11 protein-coding genes and 1 pseudogene are annotated in these 15367 nt (G+C 72.4%); 6 read left to right on the top strand and 6 right to left on the bottom strand.

Translation table 11 applies throughout. From position 1 onward, the window contains the following. The 6 genes and pseudogenes from ACLBXP_RS06285 to ACLBXP_RS06310 all read right to left on the bottom strand — a co-directional run. Positions 1-190, bottom strand: a pseudogene (locus ACLBXP_RS06285) (hypothetical protein); the annotation flags it as partial. Positions 191-810: 620 nt separating this feature from the next. Continuing rightward, entirely contained in the window at positions 811-2076 is a 1266-nt protein-coding gene (locus ACLBXP_RS06290; protein ID WP_447666737.1) for an O-antigen ligase family protein, read from the bottom strand. Positions 2077-2318: 242 nt separating this feature from the next. Beyond that, positions 2319-3761, bottom strand: coding sequence for a hypothetical protein (locus ACLBXP_RS06295; RefSeq protein ID WP_447666738.1), 1443 nt, complete (start codon positions 3759-3761; stop codon positions 2319-2321). A 312-nt stretch (positions 3762-4073) separates the two neighbouring features. Then, complete coding sequence (locus ACLBXP_RS06300; protein ID WP_447666739.1) at positions 4074-5336, bottom strand: glucosyl transferase; 1263 nt, start codon at positions 5334-5336, stop codon at positions 4074-4076. Between the two features lie 130 nt (positions 5337-5466). Next, complete coding sequence (locus tag ACLBXP_RS06305; RefSeq protein ID WP_447666740.1) at positions 5467-7824, bottom strand: GumC family protein; 2358 nt, start codon at positions 7822-7824, stop codon at positions 5467-5469. Positions 7825-7918: 94 nt separating this feature from the next. Then, complete coding sequence (locus ACLBXP_RS06310) at positions 7919-9232, bottom strand: polysaccharide biosynthesis/export family protein (RefSeq protein WP_447666741.1); 1314 nt, start codon at positions 9230-9232, stop codon at positions 7919-7921. Positions 9233-9673: 441 nt separating this feature from the next. On the opposite strand from ACLBXP_RS06310, the gene ACLBXP_RS06315 reads away from it, so the two are divergent. Genes ACLBXP_RS06315 through ACLBXP_RS06340 form a run of 6 tightly spaced genes read left to right on the top strand, consistent with a single transcriptional unit; the run spans position 9674 to position 15346 of the window. Next, on the top strand, positions 9674-10204 hold the full coding sequence (locus ACLBXP_RS06315; protein ID WP_447666742.1) for an acyltransferase: 531 nt from the start codon (positions 9674-9676) through the stop codon (positions 10202-10204). A gap of 2 nt (positions 10205-10206) precedes the next feature. Beyond that, positions 10207-11235 (top strand): Gfo/Idh/MocA family protein, encoded by a 1029-nt coding sequence (locus tag ACLBXP_RS06320; RefSeq protein WP_447666743.1) that lies wholly within the window; start codon positions 10207-10209, stop codon positions 11233-11235. Then, positions 11232-12347, top strand: coding sequence for a DegT/DnrJ/EryC1/StrS family aminotransferase (locus ACLBXP_RS06325; RefSeq protein WP_447666744.1), 1116 nt, complete (start codon positions 11232-11234; stop codon positions 12345-12347). The genes ACLBXP_RS06320 and ACLBXP_RS06325 overlap by 4 nt, the downstream gene beginning before the upstream one ends. A 28-nt stretch (positions 12348-12375) precedes the next feature. Further along, positions 12376-13359 carry an NAD-dependent epimerase/dehydratase family protein gene (locus tag ACLBXP_RS06330; protein WP_447667103.1) on the top strand — a complete coding sequence of 328 codons (984 nt, stop codon included), beginning with the start codon at positions 12376-12378 and terminating at the stop codon, positions 13357-13359. Between the two features lie 8 nt (positions 13360-13367). After that, on the top strand, positions 13368-14513 hold the full coding sequence (locus ACLBXP_RS06335; RefSeq protein ID WP_447666745.1) for a DegT/DnrJ/EryC1/StrS family aminotransferase: 1146 nt from the start codon (positions 13368-13370) through the stop codon (positions 14511-14513). Further along, positions 14510-15346, top strand: coding sequence for a polysaccharide deacetylase family protein (locus ACLBXP_RS06340; RefSeq protein ID WP_447666746.1), 837 nt, complete (start codon positions 14510-14512; stop codon positions 15344-15346). The genes ACLBXP_RS06335 and ACLBXP_RS06340 overlap by 4 nt, the downstream gene beginning before the upstream one ends. Positions 15347-15367 lie beyond the last annotated feature (21 nt).

Genomic DNA, 15367 nt, shown 5'->3' on the forward strand with positions numbered 1-15367 from the left:
GGCTGGTGTCCTGGTGCCACTGCCCGAGGCTCGCGAAGGTCTCGAACCGCATCTGCGCGTCCGCGTCCCGCAGCGAGGCCAGCAGGCACTGACCCACCAGCGGACGACGGTCCACGATCACGATCAGGCGGTCGTCCGGGGAGACCGCGGCGCCGGATCCGGCCTCCGCATCGGTCTTCGCCTCGAACATGCTGTAGATCTCGCTGGCCTGGACCGGGCTCGCCAGCGAAATACTACGTTGGGGATCTACATTTCCCATCTGACTAGCCCTCCAAACGAAGCTAACGATTTGCAAGACGCGACGTGAAAACCCGGCCCTGATCGTCAATTTTTTTTATTATGTGCTGGTCGCTGCTTGAGCAGGCTCCCAGCGAGAGGAACCTCGCATCGAGGACCTATCCCGAAAGTTAACTAAATCTTAACAGGTTGTAAACATGGCTTAATACGCCTTTTGGTGTATTTCGCGCCGCCCGATTGGACAGGCATGGAGCATCACGGATTTGGCTCAGCGAGCTTTTAGGAACGGTATGCTTGTGCTGCCGCCAATATCGCGCCAGTCGAGCCGATGTTTCACGAGGAAATGCGTGTCATTTTATGCGTAAAATCTACGCAAATCTTGCGATGCTCGCGCGACCGCCGAACATCGGCAGATAGACCGCATCGAAGACCATAATCTCATAATGTATGTTGCGCGGCAGCTGCTCAGGGGCAGGTCGAAGCTATCGATTGCGCACCATCGACTGACTGATTCGCAGTCGCGTAAGGACTTGGGATCGGAGCCCGCCGTGCGGCCGGTCCCGGGCGGCCCGCTCAGCGGTCGGGCGTCGCCAGGTGCCGTGCCGGGAGCGGCATCACGGCGACCAGCAGAGCTTGAGCGAGGCTGTGGTTGCTGAAGAGCACGTTCTCGAAGCACACGAACAGCAGCATCTGCACCATGAACAGCACCGGCCACGCTTCGATGAAGCCGGGCTTGCGCAGGAAGACCCGCAGCACCCGCTGGCTGGCGTAGATCAGGCCGGCGGCGAAGAGCGTCAGCCCGACGATCCCGAAGGCGACGGCGACATCGATGAAGTTGTTGTGAAAGAACCACAGCTTCTGCTGGACGGTGAAGTGGAGGTAGCGCGCGGTCGTGAGCGGGCTCTCCCAGTACGCCTTGTAGCCGACACCGAGCAGCGGCTCCCGCCAGAACTGGTCGATCCCGAACTGCCAGAGAACGGTGCGGCCCGTGAGCGTCGCGTCCTTGCCGACGCCGGACAGGAGGGCGCCGGACAGTTCCCCGCCCCGGGTCGCCACGACGCTGATGGCCACGCCCACGAGCGCGATCGCGAGGCCGAAGCAGAAGCCCGCGACCCGTGCGCCCCGGCGCCACGCCCAGACGGCCGCCAGCGGCGCGAGGCTGACGCAGCTCGCCATGAGCGCCGTCGCGGAATGGGACAGGAGGAGGAGCCCGAAGGCGGCGAGGAAGGCCGCGAGCGTGAGAGACCGGTGCCAGCCCTCCAGGAACAGGCAGGCCGCGCAGATCATCTGCAGCGCCATGGTGCCGCCCAGAACGTTCTTGTGCGAGAAGACGCCGGTCCAGTCCCCCGCCGGCGTGATAAACGTTCGCGGCATCAGCACGCCCGCGAGCGTCGACAGGACCTCCAGGATCAGCAGGTAGATGAACAGGACGCGGAGGATCCCGGACAGACCCAGGGTGATCCGCAGGACGAGCCCAACGAGGATCGTCATCAGGAGCTGCAGCCCGTGATAAAAGCTGATTCCGGGCGTCAGCGACCAGGCCGTCGACAGTATCGCGAGGAGGGCCCAGCTGACGAAGATCCAGTTGGCGGCGACCGCCGTCGCGATCCGCTGTCGCCACATCAGCACCACGACGACGACGCCCGCGTCCGCGGCGAGCCACGCGGTGCGCTCGAGGGCGTCGAGGCCGCGCACTGAGGCGACGGAGGTCGACAGGAGGAGGAAGCCGATCCAGGCTAGGCCGACGGGGCCGAGGGACGGAAGCTCGGCCGCGTGCAGCCGGGCCTGCGCCCGGCCGCCCGCCGCGCCGGGGCCGGCAAGGGTCAGGCCGGCGCTCATGGCGCGCCTGCCCCGGACGCGCGGCCGAACGGCCCCCCGGGAGAGGTAGCCGACGTCTCAGGGCTGTCACCGATGCGCCGCGCCACGCTCGCTCTCCTCGAACCGGGCCTGACTCCGCCCGCGGTTGCCGTCCGGACCGTAGGGGGCGCCGGAACGGGTCAGAACTCAGTCAAACGGGGTAGGGCGACCCGCGCGAAGGGCGGCCCGACGCCTCCGCGCGCCGGGCCGGCCGTCGAGACGCCCTAGGCGACCGCGCGGAGCTCGGTCCGGCCGCGCAGGATGGCCGTCACCTCGGGCATCGGCGCGTGCGGGAAGCCGACCGCGCGGGTCGAGATGCCGGTGAGCTCGAGCAGCGTCGCGCCGATCTCCTGGATCGGGATCTTCCGCTCGATCGTCCGGTGGCTTCCCTCCGGCGTCCGGATCCAGAGGATGCCGTCCGGGTGGTGCATGCCGCTCTTGAGCCCGTCGACGGGGTAGAACAGGGCGTTGAAGCGCGGCGTGGCGTTGCTGTGGGCGCTGCGCACGACGGTGTCCTCGCCCGGCGGGGTGTTGACCTGGCAGCCGCCGAAGATCTTCGCGCCGTCGCGCCGGACCGCCATGACGTCCTGGCCGTCGGAGGTCCGCAGGGCCTCCAGGCGGGCGAGGGCGGCCTCGGCCTCGCCTTCGGTCTCGAAGAACATGTGGAACTGCTCCGCCATCACCGGCGCGTACTCGTAGCGGCCCTGGATGCCCGCGAACTTCATCAGCTGGTCGACGTCGTTGATCTTGAAGATCTGCTTGCCGCCCACGCCGTCGTACTTGGCGAGCGGCTGCTGGCTCAGCGCCGTCGCCAGCACGATCGTCGTGTCCGGGCCGGCGAGCTCGAGGCACTCCGCGACGATGCCGTCCATCTTCTTGTAGCCGAACAGGATCGCGTCGCTGTACTCGGCCTGGCGCGCCTCGGCGTCCTTGAGGCTGAAGCTCTCGGGGTCCATGTTGCGCCAGTAATAGTGCTGGTAATGGGCGGTGCTGTTGAGGAAGAAGGTCGAGTAGGCCGGCCGCAGCGCCCGATAGAAGTGCCGGAACACGTCCCACTGCAGGCGGTCAAGGATCGCCGCCCGCCGCCAGCGCGACGTGGCCCCCACCCGCTCGCCCAGAAGCTGCCGGACCGTGGCCTGGACGGTGGCGGGCGACAGGCCGTGCGTCAGCATGAACTGGCCGAACCGCAGGAAGTCGTTGCGCGTCAGCGGCGGCTTATCGCGGGTGTATTCCTGCACGTAGCTGCGCACGAGGTGGTAGAAGGCCGAGAACTTCGCCTCGGGGTTCGGCTTGAGGCCCTGGGACCAGGGGTCCGGCAGGATGTAGAGGTTCTCCGACCGGTCCGTGTTGATGGCGGCGTTCATCGATCCGCAGACCCAGGAGGTCATCCCCGCATCGGCGACGTAGTCCCAGGTCCGCTTCGCCTTGAGCTCGACGCCGTCGCCGAGGTCGAACACGCGATGGTCCGAGTAGGGCAGGCCGGTGTGGACCGTCACCCACTGGATCCAGGGCTCCAGCTCGGGCGCCTTCTCGTCCGCATCGGAGATGCAGACGAGGGACTGGTCGCGCAGCTTCTTGAACGCCGGCAGGTGCCCCTGCGCGATGAACCGATCCATCAGCATCGGCGTCAGCTCGTTGAACTCCAGGAGAATGGTCGAGCGGCTCATGGATGGCTTCTCCGCCTGCAGGTCGTGGGTTGGCACTCGTCCGGGGCCCGGGTCGAGCCGTCGGGCGGGGCCGCGCGCATGGGCTGCGCGGACGGGCCCCCTACCGAGCGCCGGACATCGGGTGTCCGGCGCGCCGTCGGACAGGATGGTTGGTCAGGGGGCGCCCCGCCGCGTCGGACCGAAGCGCGGGGCGTCCTGCGACCGTTGTCGCCCCTGGGCGGAATGCCGGCACCTCAGCCATTTTCCGCGCTTCGTCATTCTTTGGGAACGCAGCCCCTACCTCGAAAGGCGGAGCCGGCGGCCGGGGCCTCGTCAGACCGGATTCCCGCAGCCGGGCGCGCCGGCCGCCGGGGCTCCGGCGTCGGCGGCCGGCCGCCGGGACGGCTCCCGGTGCGACGCCGCCGGCGCGAGGACCGTGTCGATCAGCCGGGCGACGTCGTCGTGGTCGATGAAGTGCTCGGTCCCGAGGGCGGCGACCGCGGCCTGGCGCCGCGCGAAGTCCTGCCGGTCCAGCCCGGCCAGGAGCGCGATCGCCGGGCCGTCGATGGGCTCGGGCAGGGCCCAGCCGAGGCCGTGCGCCTCGACGTGGCGTCCCGTCGCCGTCCCGGCGCGCGCCAGCGCCAGCGCCCCGAACAGGCCGCCCTCGTAGATCCGGTTCGGCAGGAGCCAGTCGGAGTTCGGGCCGCCGTCGTGGTAGTCGACGGACCAGCTGAAATGCACCGGCGCGTAGATTCCGGCGAGGTCCTCCGGGCTCCGGTAGGGGCCGAGGAAGTGCATGTTGGGCCGGCTCGCGACCACCTCCCGGAACAGCTTGGGGTCGACGTCGGTCTCCGAGAGGTGGCCCCGGAGGTCGATCCGGACGCGATCCCCCAGGGCGTCCGCGATGGCGGCGAGCTGCAGGAGGCTGCGGGTGCAGCGCAGGGTGCCGAACCAGCCGATGACCCAGGGCGGCCCGGGCGGCCGGGTGCGCTGGTCCGCCGAGACCGCCGCGAGCTGGGGGCCGAACAGCTTGTTCTCAAGGAGGAACGCGCGCCCGGAATAGCCCTGGACCGGCCCGAAGTAGCGGGTCAGGAAGTCGGGCGCCGAGACGACGAGGACCGTCGTGCGGGCGAGCACCCAGCGCTCGACGGCACGGAACAGGGCCCCGACCCGGTCGGGGCGCAGGAAGGCGCGCTGGACGTCCAGCACCTCGTACACGAAGGGCGCCCGCGCGCCGGCGAGCCGGCAGGCGAGCAGCGCCAGCACGGCCATGTCGGTGTTGCGGGCGTAGATGAGGCGGGCGGCGCGCAGCCGGCGCCGGTGCCGCAGGGCGCGCACCAGCCCGCCCGCCAGCGCCGGCAGCCGGCGCAGGTAGTTCCGGTCGACCGTCAGGCCGAGGTCGATGCTCCCGTCCGCCGCGTCCCGCACGGGGGCGGCGGCCGTCGCGCCCCGGTCGCGCCGGAACATGAAGCCGAGGACGGGCCAGCCGGCCGCCCGCAGCGCGGCCACGCGCTTGATCACCGTGCGCTCGGCGCGATCGTGCCCGAAGAAGACGACGCCGCCCGCCTCGCGGCCGCCCGGCCCGGATGCGCTCATCGACGCCCCCGGCGGCCGGACGCAGACCCGTGAGGGACGAAGCCGGGTACGATCCCTTGGAGGACGATCCCTTGGGGGACGAGGCCGGACCGGCCGCCGGGGCGGCCGGCGGCACGGCAGGGAGGCCGGCTCATGCGGCGCCGCGCTCCGCCACGAGCGTGGGGGCGGGGGCCGCCGCCCGGATGGGCGTCCCGCGCCCGATGACCGCGTCGGCCGGGCGGGCGACGCCGGCGATGACCACGCCGAGGACGTCGCAGCCGGTCTCGGCGAAGGCCCGCAGGGCGCCCGAGAGGGCCTCCAGATCGGTGACGCCCCATTCGGCGACCACCACGACGCCGTCGAGCTGGTCGAGGAGCGCGCGCGCCGGCACCAGGGCCTGGAGCGGGGGCAGATCGACGATCACCCGCTCCGCGAGGCCGCGGCTGCCGAGCAGGCTCGCGACGCCCTCCTCGGTGATGAGGTCGCTGACGTGGACGTCGGCGCCCGGGGCGTGGCCGGTGGGCAGGATCGAGAGGCCCGCGGGCCCGAGGGCCACGGCCTCCGCGAGCTCGCAGCGCTCGGCCAGCACGTCGAGGAGGCCCGGCGCATCCGACAGGCGGTGGAGGCGCGAGAGCCCGGCCGTGCCGGTGTCGCCGTCGATCAGCAGCGGGCGGCCGCGGCCCGGCTGGCGCGCGTGGGCGAGGAGCAGCGCGAGGTTGCTCGCCAGGCAGGTCCGGTCCTCCCGGGTCCGGTCGTGTGACCCGAAGGACGTGATGCCGACGGCGCGGATCGGCCGGCGCCGCTCGCTGCCGAACAGCTCCGACTTGATCCCGTGCAGCCCCTCCGCGAAGGCCGAGTGAGGCATGGCGCGGGCGGCGCCGGCCGCGAAGGCCTCCACGCTGCCCGGGCGCGCGGCCGGGTCGCCGAGGCGGCGGGCCTGCCGGTAGGCCTTGCCGAAGCCGGGCTCGACCTGCGGCCGCGGCAGCGCCGCGAGGCAGCGGATGCCGCGCTCGGCGAGCTGGGCGGGGGTGCGCACCGAGCGATCGAACCACTGCCGCCCGAACACGACGCTGATGCCGAGGCCGGCGCCCAGGAGGGCACCCAGGAGCAGGAGCAGGCCGGTGCGGGGCGCGCTCGGGCGGTCCGGCACCTCGGCCCGGGTGATCACCTGGGCGGAGGGCTGCGGGTAGGATTGCTGGTTGACGGCGTCGATGTAGCGCTGGAGCAGGTTCGTGTAGATCGTCTCGTAGGCCTCCGCCGCCCGGTCGAGCTCCCGCGCCCGGACGCGGGCCTGGCTCGTGACGATGGATTTCGAGAGCAGGTCGTTGAAGGCCGTGGCGGTGCTGTCCTCCCGCGCCTTGGCGATCTGGTAGTCGCTGTCGGCCGCGGAGGCGATGCGCTCGAGCTCGGCGTGCAGCGAGCGCTGGACCGCGCCGACATCCTTGGTCAGCGCCACCACGGCCTCGTGGTTCGGCCCGAGGCGCCGCCGCAGCTCGTCGACGCGCTGCAGGAGGTCGACGTACTGCTTGCGCAGGCCCGCCACGACGCTGTCGCGCAGGGCGTCCGTCATGCCCGGATCGGCGATGTCGGCGGTGAGCAGCCGGCGGAACTGGTCGCGCAGCGCCCGGGCCTCGACGGTCTTGGCGCGGGCGCTGGCGAGGGCCGTGTTCAGCTCCTCCACCTGCTGCTCGCCCACGAGGCCGCGCCGGCCGGCGTCGATGATCGCGTTCTCCGCCTTGAAGGTCTGGGCGTCGCGCGAGGCCCGGCTCGCGAGTTGCTGCAGCTCGGTCAGGCGCTGCAGCATCCAGTCGCTGGCGACCTTCCAGACCTGCGAGCGGGTCTCGACCTGGTTGCTCACGTAGACCTGCGCGGCCGCGTTGGCCACGGCCGCCGCCAGGGCGGGATTGTCGAGGCTGTAGCCGATCTCGATGACGTAGGCGGCGCCGACCCGGTAGACCTCCAGGCCGTCGCGGATCGTCCCGGCGACCTGGTCCTGCTCCGGCTTGCCGGCACCGCCCTTCGGATGCGGGCTGGCGAGGCCCGCGGCCTCGAGCCAGGCGCGCGCATCCGCCTGGCCGGCCGCGATCCGCTCGCGGACCCAGCGCAGGGCCGGGTGGCTCGGCACCGAGAGCTGGCTGGCGGAGGTGATGTTGAGCCGGCGCGCCACCGCGAGGGCGAGCTTCTCGGAGCGCATGTACTCGACCTGGCTCTCGACCTCCGGGATCTCGAGGGGCGTGCCGCCGCCGGGGCTGTCCCGCGCCGTGACCGGGCTCGAGCGGCTCTCGATCATGAGGCGGGCGCGGGCGGTGTAGATCGACGGCGCCGTGGCCGCGAAGGCGGCGGCCACCAGGATCCCGGCGCTCGCCGAGGCCACCAGGAACCAGCGGTGGCGCCCGATCACGGACAGGATCTGCGAGAGCTCGCTCTCGCCGCCCGCCGGGGCGAAGCCCACGGGCTGCAGCCAGGGCCGCCGCGCGCCGTCGGCGCCGGTCTCACGAAGGTTGGTCATCGCTCTCGTTCCCGAAGCTGGCTGCCGGATCTGTCCTGGCGGGCCGCCGAGGGCGGCCCCTGATGGGTTCGGTCGGTTCGCGCGGGCGCGGACCTCAGTCCTGGCCGCTGGTGCTGCCCGCCACGTTCATGCCGAGCTCCGGCAGGAGGGACACCTCGATGACGTCGCCGGGCTGGAGCTCGAGGTCGTCGCTGCCGACGAGGCGCTGCGCCACGCCCGCCCGATGGACGACGATGTCGGGCCGCATCCCGCTGCCGTGGAGGAGCTGGGCCCGCAGGGCGCCGGTGTAGACGAGCTTGTCGTTGACGCTGCGCAGGCGGCCCTGGAGGCTCGTCAGCTCGGCCTCCGCGATCTGAAGGCGCTCCATCGCCTCCAGGCGGCGCTTGTCGTCGACCTGATCGAGCTTGCGGCCGATCTCGTTCTGGTCCCGCTCCAGCTGCGTCACCTGCACGGTGGTCTGGAGGGCGCGCGTGGAGGAGAGCAGCACCGAGCGCCGGGCGTCGGCGAGGCGGGTCGCCACCACGGCGCCGCGCTGGAACAGGCCGCGGACCTGGTCGAAGTCGGCGGTGTCGGCGACGACGCCCTCGCGCTCCTTGACCTGCTGCTCGGTGAGGCTCGCGAGCTGGAGCTGCGACTGCTTCATCGCCCGCTGCAGGTAGGTCTTCTCCCGGTTGGTGTCGGCGTTCTGGGCCTGGAGCTGGGCCTCGGCGAGGACCTGGGCGGCGCTTCGGCTCTCGGCGGACTTCACGGACCCGTCGCGGCGATCGGCGATCAGGGCCTTGAGGCGCCAGACGTTGGCCGATTCGCGGGCGATGCTCGCCCAGACCGTCTCGTACTCGGCGCGCAGGTTCGCGGTCTCGACGATGGGGTTGTCCATCTTGAACCGCATCACGTTGTAGCCCCCCGCCAGGGCCACCGCCTGCCGGACCGTCAGGCCGGGGCGGTAGGGGTGCTCGCCGGCCTTGGAGACGTCGCCGCTGATGTAGACCGGCTGGTAGCGGGCGATCCGGACGGTGATCTCGTTGGGGTCGATCACCACGATGGCGTCGCGCCCGTCGGCGCCGCGCTGGCGCATCGCCTTGGCGGAGAGCGCGCCCTGCAGCTTCTGGCGCAGCTCCGTCACGGTCTGCCCGCGGGCGGTGAGCTCGCCGGCCAGGGGCACCGCGATGGTGCCGTCGACGCCCACCGTCGCCTCCTGGCGGAAGTTCGGCAGGCTGAGCACCGAGACCTCGAGGACGTCGCCCGTGGCGATGCGGTACTCCGCCAGGGCCGGCCCCGGCAGGCCCAGGAGGGCCGCGAGGGCGAGCCAGCCGGCCCGGCGACGCCGCGGGCCGGACCGGACCGGCATGCGTGGCGCGGGGGAGGCCGCTGCGGGATTTTCGGGGCTCTCGCCGATGCGCCTCGACACGCTCGCTCTCCTGGGACCTTGAGGGGATGCCTCGACCGCCGGGCCCGATCGCGCCGCCGGGGCCATGGGGCACCGGGCGAGCGCCGGCCGGCGGGGCTCGTCCGGCACGGTAAGAGGGCGCCGGGGACCGGAAGAACTCAGCCAAACGGGGTAGGGGGCGCCGCCGAAGGGAGGCCCGGTCCGCCTTTCGGGCGCTGCACCGCACCCGGAGGATCCCCCCGCCGCGCCGGCCATCCCCCGGGGCGGCACCAATTCCGACCTTCAGGGGAACCGCGGCCGCCGAAATGAAGATGCGCCGATCGTCGCAGCCGGGGGCAGCTTGCGTTGGCGCCGCGGTCTCGCGGCGCGACGAGAGCGTCCCACGGGGCTCCCGCCGCAGCGTCGGCCGGGGCCCCGGCCCGCGGGGCGCTCCGGGGCAGTCACACGGGGGCCAGGGGCACCATGCCGGTCAACAACGTCGCGCTCGGTCCGGATGTCGGGATCTTCTACCCGGACCTCGTCAACCTCTACGGGTGCTCGATCGGGGCGGGATCGCGCGTCGGTCCGTTCGTCGAGATCCAGAAGAACTGCACGGTCGGACCGGGCTGCAAGGTCTCCTCGCACAGCTTCCTCTGCGAGGGCGTGAGCCTCGGGGAGGGGGTCTTCGTCGGCCACGGGGTGATGTTCACGAACGAGCTCTACCCCGAGGCCCAGAACCCCGACGGCAGCCTCAAGCGCGACGGCGACTGGACCCTCGTCGAGACCCACGTCGAGGCCCGCGCCTCGATCGGCTCCAACGCCACCATCGTGGCGGGCATCACCATCGGCGAGGGCGCGCTCGTGGGCGCCGGCGCCGTCGTCACCCGCGACGTGCCGCCCTTCGCCATCGTGGCCGGCTGCCCGGCCCGGATCATCGGGGACACCCGCGAGCGCTCGGCCGCCGCGCACGCCCCCGCCCCCGACCATCACCGCACGCATTCGCAGGAGCACTGAGCATGATCGCCATCGGCATCGTCGGGTACGGCTACTGGGGCCCGAACCTCGCGCGCTGCGTCGCCGAGACGGAGGGCCTCCGCCTCGCGGCCATCGCGGACATGGCTCCCGCGGCGCGCGAGCGCGCGGCCAAGCGCCATCCCTCCGCCCGCCTCGACGCGGACTGGCGCGACCTCGTCGCGGATCCGGAGATCGACGCCGTGATGGTGGCGACGCCGGTCTCCTCGCACTTCGAGATCGCCGTCAACGCCCTCAAGGCCGGCAAGCACGTCTTCATCGAGAAGCCGATCACCGCCTCGGCCTTCGAGGCGCGGATCCTGATCGAGGAGGCGGAGCGCCGCGGCCTGACGCTGATGGTCGACCACACCTTCGTGTACACGCCCGCCGTCGAGAAGATCGACGAGCTCATGCGCGACGGCTCGCTCGGCCAGGTCTACTACTACGACTCGACCCGGGTGAACCTCGGCCTGTTCCAGCGCGACGTGAACGTGATCTGGGACCTCGCCGTCCACGACCTCGCGATCCTCGACCACATCCTGCCCGAGAAGCCGGTGGCGATCTCGGCGAGCGGCGTCGGCCACGTCACGGGCCGCCCCGAGAACATGGCCCACCTGTCGGTGTTCTACCCCGGCGGCGTCGTCGCCCACATCAACGTCAACTGGCTCGCCCCCGTGAAGGTGCGCCAGACGCTGATCGGCGGCAGCAAGAAGATGATCGTCTACAACGACCTCGACCCGATCGAGAAGGTCAAGGTCTACGACCGCGGCGTCAACGTCGCGGAGCGGGGCGACGACATCACCGAGCTGATGGTCTCCTACCGGACCGGCGACATGTGGGCGCCCCACCTCTCGTTCCGCGAGGCGCTGATCGTCGAGATCGAGCACTTCCGCGACTGCATCGCGACCGGCGCGACGCCCCGCACCGACGGCCACAGCGGCCTGCGCGTCGTCGAGCTGATCGAAGCCGCCACCCAGTCGCTGCGCCGCAACGGCTACCCGTTCGACCTCCAGCCGTACGCGAGGGCCTCGTGATCCCCTTCCTCGACCTCAAGGCGCAGTACGCCGCCATCGGCCCCGAGATCGAGGCCGCCGTCATCGAGACGCTGCGCAGCGGCGAGTTCATCCTCGGCTCCTCGGTCTCCGCCTTCGAGGCGGCCTGGGCCGAGGCCTGCGGGGCCCGGCACGCGGTCGCCGTCAGCAGCGGCACCGCCGCGCTCCAGCTCGCCCTCCTCGCCCTCGGCGTCGGCCCCGGCGACGAGGTGATCACGGTCTCGGCGACCTTCGTGGCGACGGCGGCGGCGGTGCTCTACACCGGCGCGACGCCCGTCCTCGTGGACGTCGACCCCGCCACCTGGACCATGGACCCGGCCCTCGTGGAGGCGGCGATCACGCCCCGCACGAAGGCGATCATGCCCGTGCACCTGCACGGGCGCCTCGCCGACGTGGCGGCGCTCGGAGCCATCGCGGCCCGCCACGGCATCCCCCTCGTCGAGGATGCCGCGCAGGCCCACCTCGCCGAGCGGGACGGGCGGCGCGCCGGCACCTTCGGGGCGATCGGTTGCTTCAGCTTCTACCCGGGCAAGAACCTCGGCGCCTGCGGCGAGGGCGGCGCCATCGTCACCGACCGCGACGACCTCGCCGAGGCGGTGCGCTGCCTGCGCGACTGGGGGCAGCGGGGCAAGTACAACCATGTCATGCACGGGTTCAACCTGCGCATGGAGGGCGTGCAGGGCGCCGCGCTCGGAGTGAAGCTGCCCTACCTCGAGGGCTGGACGCGGGCCCGCCAGCGGGTCGGCGCCGCCTACGCGGCGGGGCTCGCGGGGCTTCCCCTCGACCTGCCGGCCCCGGGGGGCCGCGACCACGCCTACCACGTCTACGCGGTGGGCACGGACGACCGCGAGGGGCTGCGCGACGGGCTCGCCCGGGCGGGCGTCGCCACCGGCATCCACTACCCCGTGCCGGTGCACCGCCAGCCGGCCTACGCGGATCTCGGCTACGGCCCGGGCAGCCTGCCCGTCACCGAGCGGCTCGCCGCCCGCACCCTCTCCCTCCCGATGTTCCCCGAGATGACCGACGCCCAGGTGGCGCGGGTCTGCGAGGCCGTCACGAAGCTCTGCGAGGTCTCCGATGCTCAGGCTGCATGAGGACGGGACGCCCCCGGCGGGCGGTTCCCTGAAGGGCGCGAAGGTCCTGGTGACGGGGGGCGCCGGCTTCGTCGGCTCCCACATCATCGACCTGCTGGTCGAGGCCGGCGTCCGCGAGGTGGTGGCCGTCGACAACATGGTGCGGGGACGCCCCGAGAACCTCGCCCAGGCGCTGGGCTCGGGCCGCGTGCACCTCGTCCACGGCGACATCCGCGACCGCGACCTGATGGGCACGCTGGTGAAGGGCCGCGACGTGGTGTTCCACCAGGCGGCCCTGCGCATCACGCACTGCGCCGCCGAGCCGCGGGCCGCCATGGAGGTGATGGTCGACGCGACCTTCGACCTGCTCCAGGCCTGCGTCGAGGCGCGGGTGCCCAAGGTCGTGATGGCCTCCTCGGCCTCCGTCTACGGCATGGCCGAGAGCTTCCCCACGGGGGAGGCCCACCACCCCTACGGCAACCGCACCCTCTACGGGGCGGCCAAGTCCTTCGGGGAGGGGCTGCTGCGCTCCTTCAACGACATGTACGGCCTCGACTACGTGGCGCTGCGCTACTTCAACGTCTACGGCCCGCGCATGGACCTCACCGGCCGCTACACCGAGGTGATGGTGCGCTGGATGGAGCGCCTCGCCGCCGGCGAGCCGCCGATCGTGTTCGGGGACGGCCTGCAGACCATGGACCTCGTCCACGTCCGCGACGTCGCCCGCGCCAACATCCTGGCGGCGACGTCGAGCGCGAGCGACGTGGTGCTCAACGTCGGCACCTGCACCGAGACCTCGCTGAAGGACCTTGCCCACCACCTCGCCCGGATCATGGGCCGGGAGGGCCTGGCCCTGGTGCACGAGGCCGAGCGGGCCGTGAACCCGGTGCCGCGCCGGCTCTGCGACACGACGCGGGCCCGCGAGCTGATCGGCTTCGAGGCCGAGATCGGCGCCGAGGAGGGCCTCGCCGACCTCGTCGCCTGGTGGCTCGACACCAACGCCCTCGCGCCCCTCCGGCAGGTGTCGGCATGATTGTCGGCATGATCCCGATCGCCAAGCCCGAGGTCGGTGCCCCCGAGGCCGAGGCCGCCGCCGCGGTGGTGATGTCCGGCTGGCTCACGCAGGGGCCCGAGGTCGCCGCCTTCGAGGGGGCCTTCGCGGAGGGCGTCGGCGCCCGCCACGCCTGCGCGGTCTCGAACTGCACGACGGCGCTCCACCTCGCCCTCCTCGCCGCCGAGGTGGGCCCGGGCGACGAGGTGGTGACGGTGAGCCACAGCTTCATCGCCACCGCCAACGCCATCGCCCAGTGCGGGGCCCGGCCGGTCTTCGTCGACATCGACCCGGCGACCTTCAACATGGACCCCGCGGCGGCCGCCGCCGCGGTGACGCCGCGGACGAAGGCCATCGTCTGCGTGCACCAGATGGGCATGCCCTGCGACCTCGCGGAGATCGTCGCGATCGGGCGCCGGCACGGCATCCCGGTGATCGAGGACGCCGCCTGCGCGATCGGCTCGGAATGGTACGCGAGCGGGGCCTGGCGGCCGGTCGGCGGGTCGGGCCCCGTCGCGGGCGACGCCGCCTGCTTCTCGTTCCACCCCCGCAAGGTGCTCACCACCGGCGACGGCGGCATGATCACCACCGCCAACCCGGACTGGGACCGGCGCTTCCGGCTCTGGCGCCAGCACGGGATGAACGTCTCGGACGTCGCCCGCCACGGCAGCGCCCGGGTGGTGCAGGAATCCTACCCGGTCGCCGGCTTCAACTACCGGATGACCGACGTGCAGGCCGCGATCGGCCGCCGCCAGCTCACGCGCCTGCCGGACCTGATCGCCCGGCGCCGGGCCCTGGCCGAGCGCTACCGGGCGCTCCTCGGCGATGTGCCGGACGTGGTGGCGCCGCCGGAGCCGATGGGCCTGCGCAGCAACTGGCAGAGCTACTGCGTGCGCCTGCCGGACGACGCGGACCAGGGCGCGGTGATGCAGGGGATGCTCGACCGGGGCATCGCCACCCGCCGGGGCATCATGTGCGCCCACCTCGAGCCCCCCTACGCCGAGACGCCGCGGCCCTTCGCGCTGACCGAATCCGAGCGCGCCCGCGACCACGCGATCCTGCTGCCCCTCTACGCCGCGATGACCGAGGCGGAGCAGGACCGGGTGGTCGAGGGCCTGCGGGCGGTGCTGCGGTGACGGCCGCCCAGGCCGCCGCCCGGTCGCCCGGCGCCCTGCGCCACCTCAAGCGCGCGGCTCGGGCCGTCGGACTGACGCGCGGCCGCGTCGCCGCTGCCCGGATGGCCTGCGAGCGCCACGCCCTGGCGGTGGGCGGGCGCCGCCGTCGGCGGACGGGCGGGCGCGTCCTCTGCTACCATTCCGTGGGACAGCCGGATCAGGGCGTGAACGACGTCGGCCCGGCGCTCTTCCGGCGCCAGATCGAGACGGCCCTCGCCCTCGGCTTCCGCTTCGTGCCGGCCTCCGTCATCGCCGAGACCGGGGGCGCGCCGGACGAGCTCGCAGTCACCTTCGACGACGGGCACCGTTCCGTCCTCACGGCCGCGGCGCCCATCCTCGCGGACTACCGCGTGCCCTGGTCGCTCTTCGTGGTGCCGGGTTGGTGCGAGACCATCGGGACGGACACCGCCAACGCGATCCTGACCTGGGGCGAGATCGAGTCCCTCGCGGCCTCCGGCGTCGAGATCGGCAGCCACTCCGTGACCCACCCGGATTTCGGCCGCCTCGACGAGGCCCGGACCGTGGAGGAGCTCGTCGCCTCCCGGGCCATGATCGAGCGGCGCCTCGGCTTCCGGCCCGACAGCTTCGCGATCCCCCTGGGTCAGTCGATGAACTGGACGCCGTTCGCGCAGGCGGCCGCCCGCGAGGCCGGCTACCGGGCCCTCTACGCCCAGGCCGAGGAGACGCGGCCGGCCGACACCGTGGCGCGGACCTTCGTGACGCGCTTCGACCACGACCTGATCTTCTGCGCGCTCCTGCGCGGCCACTTCGACGCCTGGGAGGAGTGGACGTGAGGCGGCCGACCCGGAGACCCG

The organism is Methylobacterium sp. A54F (assembly GCF_053346035.1).